This is a genomic window from Exiguobacterium sp. S3 (assembly GCF_018617295.1).
Taxonomy (GTDB): domain Bacteria; phylum Bacillota; class Bacilli; order Exiguobacteriales; family Exiguobacteriaceae; genus Exiguobacterium; species Exiguobacterium profundum.
The window spans coordinates 401,134-426,009 of record NZ_JACSJW010000001.1 but is presented as its reverse complement, the minus strand read 5'-3'; the positions used below and the strand labels follow the sequence as shown (position 1 = coordinate 426,009).

Annotated in this window: 23 protein-coding genes; 19 read left to right on the top strand and 4 right to left on the bottom strand. The window is 46.6% G+C overall.

The genetic code is table 11. The features are described 5' to 3' along the window. Positions 1-27 precede the first annotated feature (27 nt). The 11 genes from era (at position 28) to KNO65_RS02245 (ending at position 11,867) form a co-directional block, all read left to right on the top strand. A complete protein-coding gene (gene era / locus KNO65_RS02295; RefSeq protein ID WP_012726647.1) occupies positions 28-936 on the top strand; it encodes a GTPase Era in 909 nt (302 codons plus the stop codon). A gap of 3 nt (positions 937-939) precedes the next feature. Beyond that, the gene (recO, locus tag KNO65_RS02290; RefSeq protein ID WP_214781501.1) at positions 940-1,689 is read left to right on the top strand and encodes a DNA repair protein RecO; all 750 of its coding nucleotides are present in this window, start codon (positions 940-942) and stop codon (positions 1,687-1,689) included. Positions 1,690-1,983: 294 nt separating this feature from the next. Next, entirely contained in the window at positions 1,984-2,877 is an 894-nt protein-coding gene (gene glyQ, locus KNO65_RS02285; RefSeq protein ID WP_214782078.1) for a glycine--tRNA ligase subunit alpha, read from the top strand. Continuing rightward, complete coding sequence (glyS, locus tag KNO65_RS02280) at positions 2,870-4,924, top strand: glycine--tRNA ligase subunit beta (protein ID WP_214781500.1); 2,055 nt, start codon at positions 2,870-2,872, stop codon at positions 4,922-4,924. Before glyQ ends, glyS begins: the two co-directional genes overlap by 8 nt. 21 nt (positions 4,925-4,945) lie before the next feature. Next, positions 4,946-5,575 (top strand): transcriptional regulator CcpN, encoded by a 630-nt coding sequence (ccpN, locus tag KNO65_RS02275; protein WP_012726643.1) that lies wholly within the window; start codon positions 4,946-4,948, stop codon positions 5,573-5,575. Beyond that, positions 5,562-6,404, top strand: coding sequence for a pyruvate, water dikinase regulatory protein (locus KNO65_RS02270; RefSeq protein WP_196430874.1), 843 nt, complete (start codon positions 5,562-5,564; stop codon positions 6,402-6,404). Before ccpN ends, KNO65_RS02270 begins: the two co-directional genes overlap by 14 nt. Before the next feature lie 126 nt (positions 6,405-6,530). Continuing rightward, positions 6,531-8,342 (top strand): DNA primase, encoded by a 1,812-nt coding sequence (gene dnaG / locus KNO65_RS02265; protein ID WP_159562496.1) that lies wholly within the window; start codon positions 6,531-6,533, stop codon positions 8,340-8,342. Positions 8,343-8,377: 35 nt separating this feature from the next. Continuing rightward, complete coding sequence (rpoD, locus tag KNO65_RS02260; protein WP_012726640.1) at positions 8,378-9,472, top strand: RNA polymerase sigma factor RpoD; 1,095 nt, start codon at positions 8,378-8,380, stop codon at positions 9,470-9,472. A 132-nt stretch (positions 9,473-9,604) separates the two neighbouring features. Continuing rightward, complete coding sequence (gene cccA, locus KNO65_RS02255) at positions 9,605-9,943, top strand: cytochrome c550 (protein ID WP_012726639.1); 339 nt, start codon at positions 9,605-9,607, stop codon at positions 9,941-9,943. A 95-nt stretch (positions 9,944-10,038) separates the two neighbouring features. Next, positions 10,039-10,755: a tRNA (adenine(22)-N(1))-methyltransferase gene (locus tag KNO65_RS02250; protein WP_214781497.1), complete on the top strand. Its 717-nt coding sequence runs from the start codon at positions 10,039-10,041 to the stop codon at positions 10,753-10,755. Next, the gene (locus KNO65_RS02245) at positions 10,755-11,867 is read left to right on the top strand and encodes a Nif3-like dinuclear metal center hexameric protein (protein ID WP_214781495.1); all 1,113 of its coding nucleotides are present in this window, start codon (positions 10,755-10,757) and stop codon (positions 11,865-11,867) included. The genes KNO65_RS02250 and KNO65_RS02245 overlap by 1 nt, the downstream gene beginning before the upstream one ends. A gap of 42 nt (positions 11,868-11,909) precedes the next feature. Here KNO65_RS02245 and KNO65_RS02240 read toward each other — a convergent pair whose 3' ends face one another. Further along, entirely contained in the window at positions 11,910-12,863 is a 954-nt protein-coding gene (locus KNO65_RS02240) for a 4-hydroxy-3-methylbut-2-enyl diphosphate reductase (protein ID WP_012726636.1), read from the bottom strand. 129 nt (positions 12,864-12,992) lie between these two features. Between KNO65_RS02240 and KNO65_RS02235 the strand changes: the two genes are divergently transcribed. The 5 genes from KNO65_RS02235 (at position 12,993) to KNO65_RS02215 (ending at position 18,644) form a co-directional block, all read left to right on the top strand. Then, entirely contained in the window at positions 12,993-14,747 is a 1,755-nt protein-coding gene (locus tag KNO65_RS02235; protein ID WP_230237482.1) for a sensor histidine kinase, read from the top strand. Continuing rightward, the gene (locus KNO65_RS02230; protein WP_159562493.1) at positions 14,744-15,682 is read left to right on the top strand and encodes a sugar ABC transporter substrate-binding protein; all 939 of its coding nucleotides are present in this window, start codon (positions 14,744-14,746) and stop codon (positions 15,680-15,682) included. Before KNO65_RS02235 ends, KNO65_RS02230 begins: the two co-directional genes overlap by 4 nt. Before the next feature lie 61 nt (positions 15,683-15,743). Continuing rightward, the gene (locus KNO65_RS02225) at positions 15,744-17,087 is read left to right on the top strand and encodes a DEAD/DEAH box helicase (protein ID WP_012726633.1); all 1,344 of its coding nucleotides are present in this window, start codon (positions 15,744-15,746) and stop codon (positions 17,085-17,087) included. 81 nt (positions 17,088-17,168) lie between these two features. Next, complete coding sequence (locus KNO65_RS02220) at positions 17,169-18,071, top strand: deoxyribonuclease IV (protein ID WP_214781487.1); 903 nt, start codon at positions 17,169-17,171, stop codon at positions 18,069-18,071. A gap of 3 nt (positions 18,072-18,074) precedes the next feature. Next, positions 18,075-18,644 carry a hypothetical protein gene (locus KNO65_RS02215; protein WP_214781485.1) on the top strand — a complete coding sequence of 190 codons (570 nt, stop codon included), beginning with the start codon at positions 18,075-18,077 and terminating at the stop codon, positions 18,642-18,644. A gap of 37 nt (positions 18,645-18,681) precedes the next feature. Here KNO65_RS02215 and KNO65_RS02210 read toward each other — a convergent pair whose 3' ends face one another. From KNO65_RS02210 to KNO65_RS02200, 3 genes are all read right to left on the bottom strand, one after another. Continuing rightward, positions 18,682-18,852 carry a DUF1427 family protein gene (locus KNO65_RS02210; RefSeq protein WP_012726630.1) on the bottom strand — a complete coding sequence of 57 codons (171 nt, stop codon included), beginning with the start codon at positions 18,850-18,852 and terminating at the stop codon, positions 18,682-18,684. A gap of 91 nt (positions 18,853-18,943) precedes the next feature. Next, complete coding sequence (locus tag KNO65_RS02205; RefSeq protein ID WP_214781484.1) at positions 18,944-21,109, bottom strand: RNA degradosome polyphosphate kinase; 2,166 nt, start codon at positions 21,107-21,109, stop codon at positions 18,944-18,946. A gap of 2 nt (positions 21,110-21,111) precedes the next feature. Further along, positions 21,112-22,641: a Ppx/GppA family phosphatase gene (locus KNO65_RS02200; RefSeq protein WP_214781482.1), complete on the bottom strand. Its 1,530-nt coding sequence runs from the start codon at positions 22,639-22,641 to the stop codon at positions 21,112-21,114. Positions 22,642-22,826: 185 nt separating this feature from the next. Here KNO65_RS02200 and KNO65_RS02195 point away from each other — a divergent pair, with 185 nt between their 5' ends. The 3 genes from KNO65_RS02195 to KNO65_RS02185 are packed head-to-tail and all read left to right on the top strand — an operon-like array spanning position 22,827 to position 24,860. Beyond that, a complete protein-coding gene (locus KNO65_RS02195) occupies positions 22,827-23,588 on the top strand; it encodes a metal ABC transporter ATP-binding protein (RefSeq protein WP_074036635.1) in 762 nt (253 codons plus the stop codon). Further along, entirely contained in the window at positions 23,585-24,442 is an 858-nt protein-coding gene (locus tag KNO65_RS02190; RefSeq protein WP_214781480.1) for a metal ABC transporter permease, read from the top strand. The genes KNO65_RS02195 and KNO65_RS02190 overlap by 4 nt, the downstream gene beginning before the upstream one ends. Continuing rightward, positions 24,435-24,860 (top strand): Fur family transcriptional regulator, encoded by a 426-nt coding sequence (locus KNO65_RS02185; RefSeq protein WP_012726625.1) that lies wholly within the window; start codon positions 24,435-24,437, stop codon positions 24,858-24,860. The genes KNO65_RS02190 and KNO65_RS02185 overlap by 8 nt, the downstream gene beginning before the upstream one ends. Positions 24,861-24,876: the final 16 nt, after the last annotated feature.

Below are 24,876 nucleotides of genomic sequence, written 5' to 3'. Positions count from 1 at the left end.
TTCTGAAATAGAGAAAGCAGGTGCATTATGTATCAAGAAGATTTTAAATCCGGATTCGTCTCGATTATCGGACGACCGAACGTCGGGAAATCGACATTCTTAAACCGTGTGATCGGACAAAAGATTGCCATCATGTCGGATAAACCACAAACGACACGAAATAAGGTGCAAGGTGTGTACACAACCGATGATTCCCAAATCATCTTCATCGATACACCAGGGATTCATAAACCGAAACACCGTCTTGGCGACTTCATGATGAAAGTGGCGACGAACGCATTACGCGAAGTTGATGCGATTCTCTTCATGGTGAACGTGACGGAACCGCGTGGAGCTGGCGACGACTTTATTATTGAGAAACTCAAAGGGCTCGACACACCGATTATTCTCGTCATGAACAAGATCGATTTAATCCATCCAGATGAACTTCCGAAAGTGATTGAACAATATACGAACGAATTGGATTTCGCGGCGTACGTCCCGATTTCGGCGCTACAAGGCAACAACGTCGAACCGCTCTTAGGTGAGATCAAGAAATTGTTGCCTGAAGGACCGATGTATTATCCGGCCGATCAAGTAACGGACCACCCGGAGCGTTTCATTATCTCAGAGATGATTCGTGAGAAAGTGTTGCATAAGACACGCGATGAAGTCCCTCATTCGATTGCTGTAGCCATCGAATCGATCAAGAAACGTGAGAACTCTGAGATGATTGATGTCGAAGCCGTGATCATGGTGGAGCGTGATTCGCAAAAAGGAATCATCATCGGAAAAAAAGGGGCTATGCTTCGTGAAATCGGAACAGACGCGCGCCATGATATCGAAGCGCTTCTCGGGACTAAAGTTTATTTGAACCTATGGGTAAAAGTGCAGAAAGACTGGCGTAACAAGATGGGTCAGCTTCGTGACCTCGGTTTCCGCGACGACGAGTATTGAGCCATGTTACAAAAAGTCACGGGAATCGTCGTTCGTACCGTTAATTATGGGGAATCGAATAAAGTCGTGACATTGTTTACAGAGGAACTTGGCAAAGTCGCGATCATGGCACGGGGCGCAAAGAAACCGGGTAGCCGGTTTCACGCCTCGAGTCAGCCGTTTGTGGAAGGTGTCTATATCTTTCCGTCTAGCCGAGGACTCGCTCAGTTAAAATCATCTGACGTCATGACGTCTTATCCTGAAATCCGAAAAGATGTCGAACGGATGGCATATGCGATGTATTGGTTAGAACTTGTTGATCGGTCTGTCGAGGATCGTGTCCAAAATCGTCCATTGTTTCGAATGTTACGGGATGCCTTGCAGGCACTGAATGCGGGCATGGACGCAGATGTCATCACGCACTATGTTGAATTACGTATTTTGCATCTATTAGGCGTCGCCCCAGTCTTGACGGGATGCGTGCGCTGTGGAGATGTGACGGATCCCATGTACTTCTCTGTCGCGTCTGGTGGCTTTTTATGTGCGCGACATCCAGAAGAAGGTGTGATCCGGCTGTCCGAAAGATTGGCGAAACTACTTTATTTGATGAGTAAGCACGAATTGTCAGAGTTTCGGAACGTTCCGCTATCGGATGAGTCCAGAGTCCTTTTGCGCCTGCTCTTTGATGCTTATATGGAATCGTATAGTGGACTACGATTGAATACGAAACGGGTGCTCGATCAAATGATTCGACTTCATCTGAATGAGGATTGACTTTTTATAGTGAATTCGATACGATGATGTACGATTAGACAAATGAAATAGCGTGCGCGATGAAGGAAAAAAGTAACTCTTCCTGTCATGAATGAAGCGAGTCCGGGGCGGTGTGAGCCGGGTATCATGAGAAGAGCGAATGGCGATTCCAGAGCGCCCACATCTTTTAAGAGTGGTCCCATTATTGGGGCAAGTAGGGTGGAACCGCGGGAATCAATCCCGTCCCTATGTGCTAGGCACATAGGGGCGTTTTTTGTCGTTTCAATACTATTGGAGGTGTCATTAATGAAGCACATGACAGTGCAAGAAATCATTCTCACGCTACAAAACTTTTGGGCGTCAAAAGGTTGTTTGACGATGCAGGCGTACGATGTGGAAAAAGGGGCCGGGACGATGAACCCGATGACATTCCTCAGAAGCCTTGGGCCAGAACCGTGGAACGTCTGTTATACCGAACCGTCACGCCGTCCAGCTGACGGTCGTTACGGAGAAAACCCGAACCGTCTTTACCAGCACCATCAGTTTCAGGTGATCATGAAGCCGTCACCAAACAACATTCAAGAGTTGTACTTGGAGAGTCTTGAACTGATTGGCATCAATCCGCTTGAGCATGACATCCGTTTCGTCGAAGATAACTGGGAAAACCCGACGTTCGGAGCAGCAGGTCTCGGTTGGGAAGTTTGGTTGAACGGAATGGAAATCACGCAGTTCACATACTTCCAACAAGTCGGTGGAATCGAGTGTGACCCGATTGCCGTGGAAATCACATACGGACTTGAACGCCTCGCGTCATACATTCAAGAAGTAGAAAGTGTATTCGATCTTGTCTGGACAGACGGATTCAAATACGGTGACATTTTCTATCAACCAGAATTTGAACATTCGAAATATACGTTCGAATTGTCTGACGTCGACATGTTATTCTCGTTATTTGATACGTATGAGAAAGAAGCGAAGCGTGCGCTTGAAGAAAACCTTGTCTTCCCTGCATACGATTACATTCTAAAATGTTCGCACACGTTCAACTTGTTGGACGCAAAAGGCGCCATTTCTGTGACGGAACGTACCGGCTTCATCCAGCGTGTCCGGAACATGTCACGTGCGTGTGCCGCTAAATTTATTGAAGAACGGGAACGCCTTGGATTCCCACTTTTGAAACAAGAGAAAGCAGGTGACTTGAATGCGTGACCTTCTGTTAGAGATTGGATTAGAGGAACTGCCGGCTCAATATGTCTTGCGTTCAGAGAAACAGTTGGCGGAACGTGTTGACGCGTTCTTAAAAGAGGCGCGTGTTGATTTTGGCTCAATCGAAGTGTACTCGACACCACGTCGTTTGGCTGTCATCGTTCGTGATGTGGCTGAAACGCAACAGGATTTGGCAGAAACTCTTCGTGGACCTGCCAAAAAGATTGCACAAGATGCGGAAGGTAACTGGTCGAAGGCGGCACAAGGTTTTGCACGTGGCCGCGGATTGACAGTAGAAGATCTCTATTTCGCAGAAGAAAAAGGAGTCGAGTATGTCTTCGCGGAACGCCATGAAAAAGGACAAGAGACGCTCTCGCTATTGAACGGTCTTGAAGATGTGGTCCGTAGCTTGACGTTCCCGAAAAACATGAAATGGGGAACGAGCAGCCTACGGTATATGCGTCCGATTCGTTGGTTGATCGCACTCTTTGGTCAAGACATCATCGACTTCACAATCGAAGGCGTGAAAACGAATAACGTGACGCGTGGGCATCGTTTCCTCAGTAAAGGGGACGTGGTCATCTCATCACCTACCGAATATGTCCAGACATTAGAGTCTGCTTTTGTCATGGCGAACTACGAGATGCGTAAAGCTGAAATCGAACGTCAAATTCAAGAGCTTGCAACGAAACAAGGATGGACGATTCCACTCGACGCCGACTTGCTTGAGGAAGTGACAAACTTAGTCGAATGGCCGACCGCTCTCTTCGGGGAATTTGATGAAGCGTACCTCGACTTGCCTGAGGAAGTATTGATCACAACGATGAAAGAGCATCAACGTTATTTCCCGGTCTATCTCGACGGAACATTGAAAAACTATTTTGTGACGGTACGAAACGGGAATGCCGAGCATCTTGAAAATGTGGCGCGCGGTAACGAGAAAGTCATCCGGGCCCGTCTTGCGGATGCCGTGTTCTTCTATGAGGAAGACAAAAAGACGAAAATCGATGATCAGCTCGGACGTCTCGATCGCATCGTCTTCCATGAAAAATTGGGAACGACTGGTGCGAAAGCGCGTCGTGTGACGAAAATCGCTCAGGAACTTGCACCGTTGTTCGAGGCAGACCTTGAAAAAGTAAGCCGTGCCGGTGCCATTCATAAATTTGATCTCGTGAGCCAGATGGTATACGAGTTCACAGAACTTCAAGGAATCATGGGTGAGAAATATGCACTCCAACAAGGTGAAGACAAGGAAGTGGCAGCGGCAATCCGTGAGCATTACATGCCACGCTTTGCTGGGGACGCTTCTCCAGAGACGGCAACGGGTGCCGTTCTTGCCCTTGCCGACAAATTAGACTCGATTGCAGCATTCTTTGGCATCGGGATGATTCCGAGCGGTTCACAAGACCCGTTCGCGCTTCGTCGCCAGGCCCAAGGTGTCGTTCAGATTCTTGGAGATTGGAAGATTGATCTCTCAATCGACACGTTGCTTTCAAAAGTTGTCGAATTACAACTGGAAGCAGGACTCTATGAAGCCGATAAAGAACAAGTTAAGGCACAACTAGATGAGTTCTTCAAATTGCGCTTGAAATATCGCCTGCAAGAACAGCAGGTTCGTTATGATGTGATTGACGCCGTATTGACGACCTCATTGACGGTTGTGCGACTCGATGCTCGCGCAGACGCGATTCAAGAATTTGTATCGACGGATGCGAAGGCGTTGATTGAGCAATTGTCGCGCGTCGTGAACATTTCGAAAAAAGGTGAAGCGGGAGATGTCGATCCTTCCTTGTTTGAGAACGATCATGAGATTGCATTGCATGATGCGATTGAACAGACCGCTCCTGCAACAGCCGAAGCTGTCGAGATGGGAGATTACAAGAAAGCGCTCGAACTTCTACAACAACTCGAATCACCGATTATGATGTACTTCGAACATACAATGGTTATGAGTGATGATGAGGCGGTCCGCCAAAACCGTCTCCATGAAATGAACCGACTTGCAACGACGATTAAGCGTGTCGCAGATTTCAACGCGCTCGTACTCTAAACAAACTAGAGGGGGTTGGCTATGCAACTGAATGAACGCCAACAAAAAATCGTCGAGATCGTGAAGGAGAACGGGCCGATCACAGGGGAACAAATCGCACAAGAGCTCTCATTGACACGTGCGACCCTGCGGCCTGACCTCGCTATTTTGACGATGACAGGCATACTTGAAGCTAGACCTCGTGTCGGCTACACGTTCGTTGGCAAACGGAATTCGTCGATGCTACGAGAAAAGTTAGATTCGCTGACCGTAGGGGACTTCATGTCTTCTGCGAAAGTCGTACGGGATGAGATGACGGTATATGATGCGATTGTCACGTTGTTCTTAGAAGATGTCGGCTCATTGTTCGTTGTCGGACGTGACCGGGAGTTAGTCGGAGTTTTATCTCGTAAAGACCTCCTTCGTGCGGCCATCGGAAATCAAGACTTAGACCAGTTACCCGTCAACGTCATCATGACCCGCATGCCGAACATTACAGTATGTGAGAAAACAGAAACGTTGATTCGAGCTGGGATGAAATTGATTGAGAAACAAATCGATGCCATGCCCGTCGTAGAAGAAAAAGATGGGAAATTGATTGTACTCGGCCGTATGACGAAGACCAATATGACGAAGGTGCTCATTGCGTTAGCGAACGATGAGTCGATCTGAGGAGGAAATCGAATTGACTACGAAACAACTCGTGTTCGTTGTAAGTGACTCGGTCGGAGAGACGTGCGAACTCGTCGTCCGCGCAGCGAGTATCCAATTCCACGAGAATGCGATCGAAACCCTTCGCATCCCGTTCGTCGAAGATGAGCAGACGATTATCGATGTCGTCACGCAAGCAAAAGCACAACAGGCCATCATTGCGTTCACGCTCGTTAATGAGGAACATCGCGCCCTTCTCATGCGGCTTGGTGAAGCTCATCAAGTGAAAACGGTTGATTTGCTCGGAGATTTGCTCGATGTATTATCTAGCCAATTGAAAGAAGCGCCACGTGAAAAGCCGGGACTCATCTATCGATTGGATGATGATTACTTCCGAAAAATCGAGGCGATGGAGTTTGCCGTCAAGTATGACGATGGTCGGGACCCACGTGGCCTGAAAAAAGCTGATATCGTGTTGGTCGGTGTTTCTCGAACGTCAAAGACGCCGCTATCTCAATATTTAGCACTGAAACGATACAAAGTCGCGAACGTGCCACTCGTTCCAGAATCGAGACCGCCTGAGGAATTGTTTGATTTGCCTGCTGAACGATGTGTCGGGTTGATCATCTCCCCGGAAAAGCTGATTTCAATCCGGATGGAACGTCTCAAATCGCTAGGTTTGAAGCCGGAAGCAGATTATGCGCAGCTAGAGCGAATCAATCGTGAACTCGAGTATGCGCGTGGTATTTATGAACGAATCGGTTGCGATGTCATCGATGTGACGAACAAAGCAGTTGAAGAAACGGCAGGGATCATCTTGCGTCATCTTGAACAGTCTAAAGATGATTGAATGAGTAAGTGTTTCAATTAGTAATCATTGCTTCAAGAGGGTATAATAGAGTATTGACAGTACAGTGAAACGGAACGTGATGAGCGTTCCGTTTCGTTGCGAGATTGGAAACAGGGAGTGGTCAACATGCCACGAATACCAGATGAAGTCATCGCAGAAGTGAAACAAGCGACCGATATCGTAGAATTGATTGGCGAACGTGTCGAATTAAAGAAACAAGGACACCGCCTTGTCGGATTATGTCCGTTTCATTCCGAAAACTCACCTTCTTTCTCCGTTTCACCTGAAAAAGGGATGTATCACTGTTTCGGTTGTGGTGCCGGCGGAAATGTATTTACGTTCGTGATGGAAACCGAGGGATTGTCGTTTCCTGAGACGGTCGAACGCTTGGCAACACGGGCGAATATTTCGGTAGACGGGATCCAAGGGGACGAGGAACTGACGCGAGAACAGGTATGGCGCAAACAGATGCGTGATGCGCATCGCCTTGTCGCTGACTTGTATCATGAAGTGTTGATGAAAACAGAAGCTGGAGAAGTGGGCTTAACGTATTTACGGGATCGTGATCTGGCTGAAGAGACGATTGCGCAATACAAGATCGGTTTTGCCCCAGACCAACGACGCTTTACTGTCGAGCTGTTGGAGCGGCGCGGGTTTGATTTAGAAGTAATGGTTGAGGCAGGTTTGATTTCAAAGTCGAAGTCCGGTGAATATTTTGACCGATTTGAAGGACGGGTCGTCTTTCCGATTGCGGATCGAGACGGCACCATCGTTGGCTTCAGTGGACGAGCGATTGATGACCGACAACCAAAATATGTGAATACGGCTGAGACGCCACTCTTCAATAAGAGCGAGTTATTGTTCGGCTTCTCTCAAGCTCGGGCGACGATGCGTAAGAAAAAGCGTGTCTTCCTCGTTGAAGGGAACGTTGACGTTTTACAAGTCGCGCAAGCGGGCACACAAGAAGTTGTGGCATCGCTCGGAACCGCGTTCTCTCCTCAACATGCGAGGGCGCTATCTCGAATCGTGGATGAAGTCATTATCTGTTATGACGGAGACCACGCGGGACAAGAAGCGACACAAAAAGTCATTCGCCTCTTAGAAGCGTCTCCACTCGATGTACAAGTTTTGCCACTACCGGAAAAGACGGACCCAGATGATTATATCCGTCAGCATGGGGCAACTCACTGGCAGCAGTTTATTGAAACTGAGCAGTTGAGTGTTCTCGATTTTATGAATCGCATGTACCGGCGAGGAAAAAACTTGAACCGAGAAGGAGAACGGATTCGCTTTATTGAATCTATGCTTGAAGAGATCGGGAAGACAAATGATTCGATTCGAAGAGATTTATATGTGAAGAAACTGTCGGATGAGTTTGAGATTCCGCTAGAGACGCTCCGTTCGAGAATTCCTCGTCCGACGTCAAGTGAATCAACTCCCACCCGTGCGATGGAACCTGTAGAGCCGGTACGGAAGCGTTCGAGTAAAACAGGTGAGCCTCGTTGGATGAAAGCCGAGAAGTACTTGTTGCGTGCGATGTTGACGGGACCGGAGCAGGTCCGTTTCGTACGCGACCGTTTAGGGCTTCGTTATCAAGATGAAACCCATCGTATGTTAGGGTCAGCATTGTATGAAATCGTATCCGATACGATGACACAGGATGAGTTTGATCAAATCACGCTTTCGTTCATGGAGCGTTATTGCGATCAACGCCCTGATTATGCGATGCGTTTTGCAGAGATCCGTCTGATGGCTGGACCGGATGAACTGTCTGAAGAGGTTTTAGACGAATACATTCGGGTGATAAACAGTTATGAGGAGCAACGTCAAATCGAGCGTGCAAAAAGGGAAATCGCTCAAGACGCCGAAAGTATTGTAGACCAGGCGTCCAAGCTACAAGAATTGATTGCCCGTAGTCGTCGTCTTCGAGAACGATGATCGTGGATGAAGTTTGGAAGGAGTTGAACTGCTAGATGGCAGAGAAGAAGAAAGAGGATTTATTTAACGCCATAGAGGAACTTGAAAAGTTAGGTAAGAAAAAAGGCGTCGTCTCAATGCAAGCAATCCAAGATCGCCTTAGTCACTTCGAGGTGGATTCGGATTTCATCGATAACTTCATCGAAGATTTAGAGGCTAAAGACATCCGTGTCACAGAAGATGCTGCTGACGCAGAAGAAACACCTGCGAAAAAAGAGGATGAAGAAGTCGATTTGAACGACTTATCAGTACCTCCAGGAATCAAAATCAACGACCCGGTTCGGATGTATTTGAAAGAAATCGGACGTGTCGACCTTCTCAGTGCGAAAGATGAGACGGAGCTCGCTAAACGAATCGAGCAAGGGGACGAAGAAGCGAAAAAACGTCTCGCAGAAGCGAACCTACGTCTCGTCGTGTCGATTGCGAAGCGTTATGTCGGTCGTGGGATGCTCTTCCTTGATTTGATTCAAGAAGGGAACATGGGACTCATTAAAGCGGTCGAAAAATTCGACTACATGAAAGGGTTCAAATTCTCGACGTATGCGACGTGGTGGATTCGCCAAGCCATCACACGTGCGATTGCTGACCAAGCCCGTACGATTCGTATTCCTGTACACATGGTGGAAACAATCAACAAATTGATTCGTGTCCAACGTCAATTGCTTCAAGACCTCGGTCGCGAACCTTCTCCGGAAGAGATTGCCAAAGAGATGGAACTCACACCTGAGAAAGTCCGTGAAATTCTAAAGATTGCCCAAGAACCTGTTTCTTTAGAGACACCGATTGGGGAAGAAGACGATTCACATCTCGGTGACTTCATCGAAGACCAAGATGCGATGGCTCCTCAAGATGCGGCAGCCTATGAATTGTTGAAAGAGCAATTAGAAGACGTGTTGGATACGTTGACAGACCGTGAAGAGAACGTCCTTCGCCTGCGTTTCGGACTAGACGATGGCCGCACACGCACACTCGAAGAAGTTGGTAAAGTATTCGGTGTCACACGTGAGCGGATTCGTCAAATCGAGGCGAAAGCCCTTCGTAAATTGCGTCACCCGAGCCGTTCCAAACGCTTGAAAGACTTCCTCGATTAATTTCATATTTGAATAAAGTGTGAAGTTTTAGAAGAAAGGAAGGAAAATGAGTGATTTTCCTTCCTTCTTTATTATTTTTTGAGTAAAATAGTGTTGGATAGAAATTTGGAATGAACATGAGGGGGAACTACAATGCGTAATCCATTGTTACCGTTTGCGGCAATCGCAATCGTCGCAATTATTGCCATGGTATCATTATCGTATTTTGGGGTGAATCAGGCGCAACAAGCGGCTGAAGGTCCAGCAGTCACTGAAATGAACCCAGAAGAGTTGTATGCTGCGAAGGGTTGCACAGGTTGCCACGGCGGAAACCTTGAAGGTGGCGTCGGTCCAGCACTTACAGGTGTCGGCGATCGTCTCTCACCAGAAGAAATCGCAAACATCATCGTCAACGGTCAAGGTGCGATGCCAGCAGGTCTTGCATCAGCTGAAGAAGCAGAAGTGCTTGCGAACTGGTTGATTGAACAATAAGAGGTGACGCACTCCGTGATGGGGTGCGTTTTTTGTTGTCGAACTGTAGAGAATTCGATACGCTAGGGAAGAAGTAGAACAAAGGAGTTGTCTGTATGCAAGAACGTGTCATGTTAGACCGACGATTGAAGCAGGTTGTCGATTATATCCCAAAAGGAAGTGTGCTCGCCGATATCGGTTCGGATCATGCGTATGTCCCATGCTATGCCTTTCAGCAAGGAATCATTTCAAAAGGAATCGCGGGTGAAGTGAACGTTGGACCGATGGAAGCTGCGAGAGCACAAGTCGATTTGATTGGGGCCAGTGATGCCATTGATGTACGCCTCGGCGATGGTCTTGCTGTCTTACAGCCCAATGAAGCGACGTGTATCTCGATCTGCGGGATGGGCGGCAGTTTGATTCGCTCGATTCTCGAAGCGGGTCAAGATAAGCTCGGTGCGGTCGAACGACTCGTCCTTCAACCGAACGTTGATGGGCAACACGTACGAAGCTGGCTGCTTGAACATGGATATGTCCTTGTCGAAGAGGCAATTGTAGAAGAAAATGATAAAGTCTACGAAATCCTAGTCGGAGAAAAAGGTAGTGAGACCATCTATAGCGACGCGTCGGACGAGCGGATGTGGCAGTTGTTATTCGGCCCATATCTTATTCAAGAGCGACCGGTACCATTTAAACTCAAATGGAGTCGTGAAGCCGATAAGCTCGATTATGTGCTTGGACAGATGGCAGCTGGCATTCAATCGGATGCCTTGATTCAAAAACAAATGGAATTCAAACGGATGCGTGACAAAATGAGAGAGGTGAGTCAGTAATGGCGAACGGCAATCAAGTGATTCAATTGTTTGAAGAATTTGCTCCGAAACATTTGGCGGTTGAAGGGGATAAAATCGGTTTACAGATTGGATCGCTCAACAAAGAAGTCAAACGGGTCATGGTCACGCTTGATGTGCTCGAATCGGTTGTGGATGAAGCGATTGAGAAACAGATTGATTTGATCATCGCGCATCATCCACCCATCTTTAGTCCGTTAGCTCAAGTCAATGACCGCTCCACGGCTGGGAAGATTACGATGAAATGTATTCAGCACGATATCGCGGTCTATGTCGCCCATACGAATTTAGACGTATGCAGCGGTGGTGTGAACGATTGGATGAGTGAGGCGATCGGTCTTCACGATACGAAAGTACTCGTCCCGACCTATGAAGAGCCGGTCTATAAACTATCTGTATTCGTTCCATCCACGCATGCGCAAGACGTATCCCGTGCTCTAGGAAAAGCGGGTGCGGGACATATCGGTGACTATGCGGACTGTCAGTTCCGTGTTTCCGGAACGGGACAATTCACTCCGCTCGAAGGGACAGACCCTTTCATCGGTCGCCCACATGAAACGGAACAAGTGGACGAAGTAAAAATCGAAACGGTCGTTCGGGAGAGTCAGAAAAAGCGTGTACTAAAAGCAATGAAAGACGCCCATCCTTATGAGGAAGTGGCGTATGACCTCATGCGCGATGAAATCGAGGGTCATGTATTTGGGCTAGGGCGAATCGGTCGACTTGAACAGGCCATGACACTTGAACAGTTTGCCGAACACGTGAAAACAAGCTTTGGGGTTGAGGGCGTGCGAGTCGTCGGAGACCCGAGGCGTTCGATTGAAAAAGTTGCCGTATTAGGTGGAGACGGGAATAAATATGTGTCTACTGCGCATTTCAAAGGTGCAGATGCATATGTGACGGGTGATTTATATTTCCACGTGGCTCATGATGCGATGGCCCTTGGGCTTGCAGTCATAGACCCAGGGCATCATGTCGAGAGTATCATGAAACAAGGTGTAATCGATGTGCTCAGCAAAAAGTTTGAAAAAGCGAAAATTAATGTCGACTTGATTCAATCTGTTGCCAACACGAACCCGTTTCAATTCAAGTAAATCCTAAAAATCCCCCATCCTCTGAGAGAATGGGGGATTCCTTCACTTACGCAAAGCTTTCACTTTCGGTAAGATGCTCCGAAGTTCAAGAAATGGCGTTTTATCGTGCGTGCTTAAATCGTCTGGGTCATACTGCGACAAAAAGTCGATGACTTTTTTTGTAATCGGTGTAGGAGTAGAGGCGCCCGACGTCACAGCGACGGTCTCGACTCCCTCGAGCCAATTCAAGTCAAGTTCACTCAAGTCACCGATTCGATATGCATTCGTTCCGGCAATCTCTTTTGAAACTTGTGCTAAACGATTGGAGTTGTTAGATTTAGGATCTCCGACGACAATCAACAATTCGCAGTCTCCCGCTTGTTCAGCGACGGCTTCTTGACGAACTTGCGTCGCGTTACAGATTTCATTATGCACTTCCACGTGAGGATAACGGGCTTGAATCGTTTCAATTAATGCGGAAACGTCCCATTGACTCATCGTCGTCTGGTTCGTCACCAAAATTTTTCGTTCGAACAAGCGACTCGGCAACTGATCGATTTCATGTTCATATTGAATCAAATGAACATGGTCTGGTGCAACACCAATTGCACCCTCCGGTTCCGGATGCCCGTGTTTTCCGATATAGATGACATCATATCCTTCTGCCGTTTTCTCACGAATCAAATCGTGTGTGACCAAGACGTCAGGACAAGAGGCATCTACAATCGTCAATCCTTTCTCGATGGCACGTTTCCGGACGAGTGGTGAAATGCCGTGCGCCGTGAAGACGACCGTTCCTCGATCGATGGTTTCGAGCGCTTGCATGCGGTCTTCTCCATCAACGGTTTTGACACCGAGATCCTCAAACGCCTGCGTGACGTGACGGTTATGGACAATCATTCCAAGTATATGAATCGGGCGTGGCAAATCTGGATTTGCGACGGCCTCATTTGCGAGCTTCATGGCATCGACGACACCATAACAATATCCGCGTGGGCTAATTTTTTTAACTTTCATATGAAGACGAAGGCTCCTTTCGAAGTGCTTTCATACGTATTAGTCTAACATTGTTTCGAAAATACGAAAAGATTTGCGTGTATTCATGCTATAATTTTTAGGTTAGAGAGGAGGGACGCCGTGAATCGCATGAAACCATTGCGTGAACTAAGAAAATCGTACTTTTTCCAAATTACGTTCATCATCATCATTATTTTAGCACTTGTCATTTCATCACTTGCCTTCTCTGCTGACCGCGTCACGGTGTCTCGAGCAGAAGAATTGGCGAAAGAGCAATTTGATTACGCCATCGATGACAGTATTGAGAATGTGGAGTCCCGACTTGGGAAATTGTATGAGGATTTAGTTTACTTAGGCGCTTACGTTGGAAATGAGCCATGGATTGAAGAACGGATCCGAACAGGATATTTGAATCAACGCACGAGTTTTACGTCCATCTTTTATTATGATGTCAATCAAGACTCATTTAAATGGTACTCGGAGCGACAAGTCGCCTCTTCTGTCTTGAAACGCGATCCGAAGTTTACGGAAGTATTGACTGCAAGTGGAAAAGAACTATATATGAGTGACCCTGTGATGATCAGTGGGGATATGGGAACTTTCCTATACGTTCCGGTCATCGAAGAGAACCGACCAATCGGTATTTTTGGGGGAAGCATTAGTGTCTTGAACTCTGACTTGTATCGTCGTTCGTTGGAATCTGCGAATGATGACATGATTCTATACTTGTTAGATGAGCAAGGCGAAGTGTTGACGACTTCGTTCAACTTGGTCACAGATGCAGAGCGTCGGATATCGCGTGAAGTCATCGACGAAGCATTAGATCGAAGCGAACGGACAATTTTGAGTACGGATGAAGATACGGTGATGTTTGAACCGGATGCACGAGTCAGTGGATGGAGTATGCTCGCAAAACATCAAAATGACTCCGTCTATGAAACGGTCTACGACACGCGTTGGCAGTATTTGATGATTGCGCTCGTCACGTTCTTCCTGAGCATTCTCGTTGGATTGTTGCTTTCACGGACGTTGACGAATCCGCTTGTCGAGCTGGTCAACCAGATTAAACAACAACAATCGCTCGGAACGATTTCATTGGAACGAACGGGTTCGAAAGAAGTGGAGACGCTACTCGATACGTATAACGATTATGCACAACGGATGGAAACGTCACGACGTGAACAGTTGAGTCAGCAACAGTTGATTTTGCATCAAGAAAAATTAGCCTCGCTCGGTCAATTGGCCGCCGGGATTGCCCATGAAATTCGAAATCCTCTGACTCCCGTCCATATCACGTTGCAGATGGTGCGCGAGGGTCAAGGTAGTTCAGATATGGTGGATGTCGCCATCAAAGAACTGGAGCGGGCGAATGATTTGATTTCAACGATGCTGACGCTCGCCAAACCCGATCAGGCTGGTAAAAACGAAGATTGGATCAACATGTTAGACTTTGCGAAACGACTTGAATTTTTAATGGATGCCGAATGTTACAAACGACCGACAAAATGGGAATTACTTGTACCGAACGACATGCCGCCATTTTATGCATCCTTTGATATGCTCGTTCAAATTATCTACAACCTCTTCAAAAATGCGGTCGATGCCGTCGAATCAAAAGGCGCTGACGGGAGTGTCGTCGTGACGGTACTCTTTACGGAGCAGGAATATCGCTTTTTGATTGAAGATAACGGAATTGGCATGAGTGAGGAACAACTCAAGACAGTCGGTTCCGCCTTCAATACGACGAAGGAAAGTGGAAACGGTCTAGGAATCTATATGATTCAAGAGTACTTGAAGAGCGTTAACGGTGCGATGGAGATCGATAGTGTGATGAACAAAGGGACCGCGATTTTAATCAAAATCCCAAGGAGACAACCGTCATGAAAGGACTAAAACATTATTGGCTTTGGTTACCGGTCGTGTGGGCCATGACGATTCTCCTTATCACCTCGATTCAACTCCCAGAGCAAAAGACGAATGAAAAAGAAGTCGGATTCGTATTTGTCAGTGATAAACACGAGCATGCGAATAAGCTATTGGACTCGTTCGTGCATACAGCAAACCAAAAAGGGTTCATCCCGATTCCGACCACGAGTGAAGATTCGCGTGTCCTTGAAAAAGAAAAATTAGATTCGTTGATTGACCGGGGTGTCGAGGCTATCTTTTTGACGACTCTCGATGACACGTTCATTCAACCTTCATTAGAACGCGCAAAACGCAAAAACATCCCGATTATTGCGATTGACCGCATGATTGATCATCCGAGTGTACTCACATCCGTCGTTTCCGACAATGTCGATATCGGTCGGATGGCGGCCGAACAAATTGCTGCCAAGTATAGTGAGCTCGAACGTCCGATTCGCGTGGTCGAAGTGAGGGGGACGCCGAAAGTTCGCTCCACGATGGACCGAAGTCTTGGTATCCGAGAGTACGAAAAGCAACATGGCGACGATTTTCAAATCATTGCATCCATCACCGGGAACTATGACACATTCCAAGCTGAAATCGAGATGTCACGTTGGTTAGAAGAAGAGATTCCGTTTGATGCAATCTTTTCACATAATGATGATAATACGTTTGGTGTCGTCCGGGCTTTAGAAAGTCATGGTTTGACGGACAAGACGATCGTGTCGGTCGACGGGATTTCAGATATCTATCCGCTCATTCAAAATGGGAAGGTCAATGCCACTGTCGTGCAGTCACCGAACGAGATGATGGAAGTCGGCTTCAAAGCACTCGAACAACATTTAAATGGAAAGAAAATTGCCAAACACTATTATTCATCGAGTTATTTATATGAAGGTGTGGCAAAAGATTGATTGACAAATCATTTGATTCCGCTATGCTAGGAAAAGTGGAAAGAAACAGGAGGTGTATCGATTGAACAGCTTCCAACAGTTCAAATTGCTACCGTTTATGGTTGATGCGTTAACAGAAAAGCGCATTACGAAACCGACCGATATACAAGCCCGGATTATTCCGGCTGCCTTGAATGGTCGAGATATTATTGGAAAATCACAGACAGGAACGGGTAAAACACTTGCGTTCTTGTTACCGATCGTTGAAGCGATCAATCCAGAAGATGCTTCAGTTCAAGCAATCGTCGTCGCACCGACACGCGAACTCGCTTGGCAGATTCATGAAGAATTGAAATCGATTCTTATTAAAAACCCAGATTACATCAAATCGAGTTTGATTGTCGGAGGGACAGACCGCGAACGTCAAATCGATAAGATGAAAAATCCGCCACAGTTAATCATCGGGACACCGGGACGAATCCTTGATCTCATGAAAGCACAGGCGTTATTCCCGCACAAAGTGACACACTTTGTCGTCGATGAAGCCGATCAAATGCTCGATATGGGATTCTTGCCCGAGGTCGACCGCATCGCACAGGCGCTTCCTGAAAAACTGCAAACGATGGTCTTCTCAGCGACGATTCCTGAGAACCTTGAACCGTTCTTGAAGAAGTACCTTCATGACCCACGCTTTGCAGAGGCGAGTCCAGAACATCGCGTCGCACCAAAAATCAAGCACCACGTGATTCCAGTACGTCACCGTGACCGTAAAGAATTGACTGTCGAAATTGCGAAAGCAATCAATCCATTCGTTTGTCTCGTGTTCACCAATACGAAACAAGAGGCAGATGAGTTGGAGACGTCGTTCCGCGAAGCAGGTCTAAACGTCGGTACGTTGCATGGTGACATGCAGGCACGTCGCCGCAAACAAGCTATCAAGGACATCAATGATGCGAAATATCAGTATGTGATTGCTACGGATTTAGCGGCTCGCGGTATCGATATTTCAGGAGTCTCTCACGTCATCAACCATGGGATTCCGAAAGATCTTGATTTCTATACACACCGTGTCGGTCGTACGGGACGTGCGGGCGCGTCAGGTGAGGCGTACACACTATATGAGGACCATGAGAATGGACCGATCAACAGACTTGAAGAACGTGGGTTCGAATTCACTCATGTGGACTTGCGCAACGGTTCGATTCAACCGATCAAGACACGTCGTCGTCGCCAAACAGACCGTAAGATGAAGGTCTCACACACGGCTCATAGTCGGATGGCCGGTGAAATCAAGAAGGCGAAGAAGAAAGTCAAGCCTGGCTATAAGAAGAAATTCAAGTATAAGTTGAAAGAGACGGCATCACGTGAGCATATGCAACAGCAACGCTCGGATCGCCGTGCAGCACGTAAGAAAAATAAACGATAATGTTTGGGAGAATCGACTTCTTGGAGTCGGTTCTTCTTTTTGTGTACACTAGAGATAGAAGATGATGAAGGGAAGATGAGGATGTTAAAAATAGGTTCACACGTTTCGGTATCAGGTAAAAAGATGTTGTTAGCAGGGAGTGAAGAGGCTGTCTCTTACGGGGCGAATACGATGATGGTGTATACAGGTGCGCCCCAAAACACACGCCGTAAACCCATTGAAGATTTAAATATTGAGGCAGCACTCAAACATATGGCCGCACATGACATCGAAGAGATTGTTGTTCACGCTCCATATATCATCAATCTCGGGAATACGACGAAACCTGAGACGTTTGAATTGGCCGTCTCTTTCTTAACTCAGGAATTAAAGCGGGCAGAAGCACTCCAAGTGGCTCGCCACGTCGTTCTTCACCCGGGCGCTCATGTCGGAGCGGGAGAAGAAATCGGTCTCGCTCGAATCATCGAAGGATTGAATGAAGTGTTGACGGGTGATGAAAAAGTGAAGATTGCATTGGAGACGATGGCAGGGAAAGGAAGCGAACTTGGTAAGACGTTTGAAGAGCTTGCGACGATCATTGATGGCGTGACGCACAATGATCGACTCTCAGTTTGCTTTGATACGTGTCACGTCCACGATGCCGGATATGACTTAGTTGGTGATTTAGACGGCGTCATCGAACAATTCGATCGAATCGTCGGACTCGACCGTCTCGGAGTCATTCATGTAAATGATTCGAAGAACGTGCGCGGTGCGAAAAAAGACCGTCATGAAAACATCGGCTACGGAGAGATCGGGTTTGATACATTGAATCGTGTCATTCATCACGAGGCATTTGCGCATCTACCGAAAATCCTAGAGACGCCATATATCCCGATTAGCGAAAAAACGAAAGTCGCTCCATATAAACAAGAGATTGAAATGTTCCGTGCCAATCAATTTGATGCCGAATGGCGTGAACGATTCACGCTCGCTCATCAATAAACGATGAACGTCCTACAAGTCGATCCAAAGCGATATGATGTCTGGAACGCATTCCCGGCTTATTTTCTTGAACAAAGTCCGGTTTATGTAAACGGGTCCGTGACGACACCGACAGCATTTATCGAAGTGATGGGGCATGGCATCGTGGCGGAAGCAGAGGTTTTACTTGAAGAGATGATTGGGCGACCAGACGATTCTTATTGGCTAGGAGAGAAACAGGAAGGGGTACAACTGTATTCCTTAGTCGATCTGTTGCAACTACATTTTCATCATCCGTTATTGCAAGTGGGGATGTATGAGGTAGATGAACCGTACGAATCGATTCGAAAAAAATGGAATGACGGCTATTATGTACCATCGTCTAAATGGACGAAAGAGTCATATGAGGCTCACTTGTTTCGAGAAAAACTCTTAGCACCAAAGTCTCATGTGACGACTTGTGCGAGCTGTCATGTAGACCTAGCTGAACGATTTGGGAAAGAGGCGTATCACTTGATTGAGTATCACTTGACAGAGGAACGTGGCATCTGGGTTTGTCCGACCTGTCATAAAGCCATTCATACACTAGACTAAATAATAAAAGATGCCCTTTTTTCGAGGGCATCTTTTATTAGAATGGCCAGTTCGCTACAGCAAATTGATAAACCTTCATTCCGAGGAACACCCCGAAAATCCCAACAACTCCTGGTAATACCGGTGGGGCAGGGAGTGGCAGTTTGAGTGCAGTGAAGATGGCACCACAAATCAAGCCGGCTAGTAATGATAGTAAAATCTCCTGCATAAATAATTCCTCCATCTCTAAATGAAAGCGCTTCATAATAACTGAATCGAATTTATTATACAACGAGTTTCTCTATTTGAGAAGTCTAACATCAGTCATCTGTCATTTTCTCATTCTCTGCCCGAAGGCGGAGAACTTCACGTTCCGCCCAATTTGACGGTTCTCGTTCGAATACGCTAGGTATATTGTTCCAGCGACCACCTGTGTACTGATGGATGATAATTTGGGATTGAATCTCTTCCTGGTTGCTCTCACGTTTCACATACACATAGCGGCCGTCAGAACGTTGTCTTCTTGCTTTCACATTATCGACGAGTTGAAGGGCCATCATATCTTTGATGTATGTTTTATGTGATGCGTTCAAGATAGGGAAGAGTATCTCAATCCGTTTTTTCATATTTCGTGTCATCCAGTCCGCAGAGGAACAGTACAAGTCTTCTTTTCCATTTTGGTAAAAATAAAAGATTCGGGAATGTTCGAGATATCGGTCGATGATCGAGATGACCTTGATGTTTTCAGAAACCCCTTTAATTCCCGGTCGTAAGCAACAAATGCCTCGGACAATCAAATCGATTTTCACTCCCGCGGACGAAGCATCATACAATTTTGTGATGATGGCCCGGTCCGTGATCGAGTTCATCTTAGCGATGATGCGACCGTTGCCGTACTTTTCATGCAGTTTGATCTCATCATCGATTTTATTCAAGAAGAAGTCTTTCATGTCGTCAGGCGACGTCTCGAACTGATGCCAAGATGGTCGTTCCCCATAACCGGATAACCAGTTGAAAAAGTTCGTTGCATCTTCAGCGAGTTCTTCATTTGTCGTGAGGAGCCCAATGTCTGTGTATAGCTTGGCGGTCGAATCGTTATAGTTACCGGTACCAAGATGAATGAACCGTTGCAACACACCACCTTCTAGAATGCGAACGACGAGGGTGATTTTTGAGTGTGTCTTCAGTTCTTTATAGCCGTAGATGACGTGAGCTCCGGCTTTCTCAAGTTGCTTCGCCCATTGAATGTTTTTTTCTTCATCAAAACGTGCTTTTAGTTCGACGAGGACAGTGACTTGTTTTCCGCTCTCGGCTGCATCAGTCAAGGCTTTGATGATGGGAGAGTCCCCGGAGACGCGATAGAGTGTCTGCTTGATTGCCAAGACGTTCGGGTCTTTGGCGGCTTGAACGATAAAACGGACGATTGGATCGAATGAATGATACGGGTGATGGAGCAGATAATCCTGTTTAGCGATACTTTGGAATAAATCTTTGCCCGATTCAAGACCTTCTGGGATAAATGGGATCAACGTTTCATTGATCATGTCATCATATTCCATCCCGATCTGATTGTAGATCCCAAACAGGAAGGTCAAGTCGATCGGACCGTCGACAATAAAGATATCCCGGTCATGTAAGTCAAGGACGTCTTGTAGCATGAACAACAGTTCTTTTCGTAACGATCGTTGCTGTACCTCGAGTCGGATGGCAACCCCATATCTTCTCTTCTTCAATTCTTTTTCGATTTGTTTCAAGACGTCACGACTGCCCTCTTCGTGAAACGGCATGTCCGCGTTCCGCGTAATTCGGAATGGCATCGTGGACTCGACGACAAATCCTTTGAAGAGTGAGTCGATGAATTGAATGATCAAATCCTCAAGTAAAATCAAATCGGTATGTTCTTCATCATCAGTAGGTAGTTCCAGATACCGCGGAAGAACGGATGGCACTTGAACGAGGGCGAGTCGTTTTTTTCCTTCGCCATTCGAGGCAATCTCGACAGCAATGTTCAGTGACTTGGATAAGAGCATTGGGAACGGACGATAGGCATCGACTGCAATCGGTGTCAGGACGGGGAATACGTGCGTTCGAAAGTACTCTTTCACGAAGTCTTGTTGGGTCTTGTTCAAATGTTTCGTCCGTAAGAAGCGAACGTGCTGATTCGATAGCTGTTTCGTGATTTTTTTATATGTCGCATATTGTGTCTCGACGAGTTCTTGCGCTCGCATCGAAATGGACTTGATCTGCTGTTTTGGAGTGAGGCCCGTCTTGTCTTCCGGACGATTGAACCCGGCGAGGACCTCATCTTTCAATCCACCGACTCGTACCATATAAAATTCATCAAGGTTAGAACTGAAAATCGCCAAAAATTTCAATCGTTCCATCAATGGATTTCGTTCATCCATCGCCTCCTCGAGGACACGCTCGTTAAAGTCGAGCCAGCTGAGTTCACGGTTGTTAAAATGTTCATTCGTATATTCGGACATGGTTACTCCTCCTCGCTCAAGACAATCTCAATCGATTGATCAATTGCGCGTTCTAAATGCTTTTTATGGCGAGTGCTTCGCTGCAACTCAAAACGTGCAGAACCATTCGTATCTAGCGTAAGTGTGAGACCGTCCTTTGTACTAGCAACATGGATGTCCGTCACGATCTGACGCTCCGTCAAGTCGAGGGCATCGACGAGTTTCACAATCGACCCGAGCAACTCCAAACTCTTCAATAACTTTTGATCAAACCATTTCGGGAAAGCCTCGATATGTTGTTCCAATACTCGTTTTGATTTGAAGGATGTGACGAGGGCAAGAGCGAGTCGATCCTCGTTGTTTAGTCCTTTGAAATCGTTTGTGGTAATCAGATGGAACGTGTGGTCACTTTTATTGTTGTGATCGATATATTCACCGACATAGGCAAGGCGGCAGGCACCTTCAAGAAGACCAGGCTCAAATGGTTTCGGTTTAATCGCCTTCACTTCAATTAATCCGGTATACAACTGTCTAGCCAATCGGATGAGATGTTGATGACGAGTCGGGTTCACGTCGTATTGTTTTTCAAAATGACGAAAACTTTCTTCTTTCACATCGGCAAAACGAACTTTATCATGCTCATGTAAATAGTTTTCATAGAAGAGACCTTCACGGAGTCCATTGTTACTCATCGTGAACTCAGGTACTTTCAAATATTTAGCGAGTTCGCCGATTGCTGTCACGGCAGGCGCGATGATGTCGACCCGGTCTTTTGACAGCCCATCCAAACGTCCGAGTTGTTTGCTCGACATTCCGACGAGTTCATCTATGACGCCCTCTAACTGTTCAGCAGAAATCGTATACTGATGGATTCCTTCAAGCGGGAAGTTCGATATGGTCTGTTCGACCCGGACTAAGTTACGAGCCGTCCCACCGACACCGACAAGTGGGACACCATGAGGTTCGAGCCATTCAATTTCTTTGAATGCCTTCTTTAAGTATGCGGTCAACGCTTTCCGCTCGTCTTTCGTCATCGTCTCATCTTTCATAAATTCTTTCGTTAACGTCACGGCACCGAACGGAAAACTGTGATAAAAGACGAGCTCTCGGTTCTGAAAGTATGTGACTTCCATTGATCCCCCACCAATATCGACGGAATATCCATCTTCCACATAGGTGGAGTTGACGATGGCCGAATATCCGTAAAAGGCTTCTTCGTAATCGCTCAACAGGCGGATGGTCATCCCTGTAGATTGTTTGACATTCTGCAAAATCTCATCTGAGTTATTTGCGTTTCGAATGGCTGCCGTCGCCACTGGGAGCACATCGGTAACGTGATGATGGTCGTTCAACTCTTTAAAGTGACGCAACGTATCGATGAGCGAAGCGATCCCTTCTTCAGTCATCTCATTCGCATCACTAATATGGCTGGACAATCGCGCGACTTCTTTCACATTTAACCGTTCAAAGTATTGTCCTTCCTCGTTCACTTCGAAGATGACGTTTCGAATCGAGTTGGATCCGATATCAATAACTGCCAGTTTCTTTTCCATAAAACCATCCCCTTCATAATACTAGTGTAATCGACAAGGTTTTGAACGAACATACGATTTACGTGAATTTTCACATTTGACTAAGTGAAACCGGTCTTGCTTGAAGGTGTGCGTGATATTCTGTATAATACAAACGCCTAGAAAGTAGAAATGATTACGATTTAACATATGAGAGAAGGGATTAGATGACTACATCTGTCGTCAAATTAAACGAGGTGTCTTATTTCTATGATGGGACACCGGCCTTACAAAACGTATCGATTGATATTCGGCAAGGGGACTTTGTCGCAATCGTCGGAGAAAACGGTTCTGGGAAGTCGACTTTGATTCGAACCATTCTTGGATTACTGAACCCACAGCAAGGGTCGGTCGAATTGTTCGGTAAGCCCATTTCGCAGTTTAAAGATAAGTCTCGTATCAGTTACGTTTCCCAAAAAGCGGCTTCCTTTAACTCGGGCTTCCCGGTTACCGTCGAAGAAGTAGTCGCGATGGGTAGATATGGACGTCTCGGTTTATTCAAACGTTTAAAAATGGAAGACCAGGCAGCGATTCAAAATGCGTTACAAACGGTCAACATGTGGCAATTTCGTCATCGGAAAATTGGAGATTTATCCGGAGGACAACAACAGCGTGTCTTTATCGCTCGGGCGATGGTCAACCAGCCTGATCTATTGATTCTCGATGAGCCGACCGTCGGTGTGGACCAAAAACACTTACAAGATTTTTATGAAGTCTTGCATATGCTTCGTGAACATACGACTTGTACGTTCGTCCTCGTCACCCACGATTTAAACGTGGTGACCGATCTTGTCACGAAAGTCGTCCATCTCGACCGCGGACGATTGGCATGTAATTGTGGATTGAGAGAATACAGCGAGCTCGGAGAACTCGCATCGTCCATCAAACCTTATCCTGTTAAAGTACTTGTTCACGAGGGAACGACATGATCACGGATCTTTGGACATATAGTTTTTTACGTTATGCGTTCATTGCAGCACTTGTGATCGGGTTTACCGCACCGCTCATCGGTTCATTCATCGTGGTGAGACGGATGAGCTTGATTGCCGATGCATTGTCACACATGACGCTTGCCGGAATTTCATTCAGTTTATTTCTCGGACAATATATCGCTCTATTCGCTGATCTCAACCCCTTATATATGGGAACGCTCATCTCTGTATTGGCGGCGTTAGGGCTCAACTGGCTTCGAGGGAAATATGTGCACTTCCAGGAGCTATCCATTCCGATCATGATGTCCGCGGGAATGGGACTCAGTGCCATCTTCATCTCGCTATCGCGAGGATTCTCGGTCGACTTGTCCACGCTCTTGTTTGGATCGATCTCTGCCGTGAGTCAATCGGACATCACATTGATCGTCAGTGTGGCCGTCTTGACGTTTCTTGTGATCTTTATCTTCTATAAGCAGTTGTTGTTCTTGTCGTTTGATGAAGAACAGGCAAAAGTGTCGGGATTACCGAGTACGATGCTTCATATGTTATTCATGTTCATCGTAGCGCTTGTGATTGCCGTTAGCATGCGAATTGTCGGAACGCTTCTCGTATCAAGCTTAATTACGTTACCCGTCGCAGCGGCGCTACGCTTTACATCGAGCTTCAAACAGACCATTCTCTGGTCCATCATCTTCGGAGAGGTCGCGACAATCGGTGGGCTCGTCCTTGCGTATGATCTCGATGTCGCTCCAGGCGGTGTCATCGTATTGATTGCGGTCAGTATTTTAGCAGCCGTCATGGCACTTGAGAAAGTCATGAGTTTCAAGAAAAAGGAGGTACAACATGAATGAGACTGAACAATTGAACCGTCTTCGTGCATCTTCTTTAAAAGTGACGCCGAAACGTCTTGAAATGTATGCTTATCTCTCTGAAGAAGATCGATATATCAGTGCGAAGGAAGTACTCGAGTACATGCGAGACAAACATCCGACGATGAGTTTTGACACGGTGTATCGAAATTTGAAGTCGTTTGCGGAGGAAGGATTACTTGAAGCGACGGAACTCGATGGTGAGAAATCCTTTCGAGTCACCTGCAGTGCGGCACATCACCATCATCATTTGATTTGTCGGAGCTGTGGAAAGACGAAACTGCTCGATTTATGTCCGATGCGCTTTGTAGAGGCGCTCGACCCTGAATTTGAAGTGGTCGATCATAAATTTGAGATATACGGGTATTGTAAAGAATGTAAGCAAAAGGGATTGATTTGATTCAATCCCTTTTTTG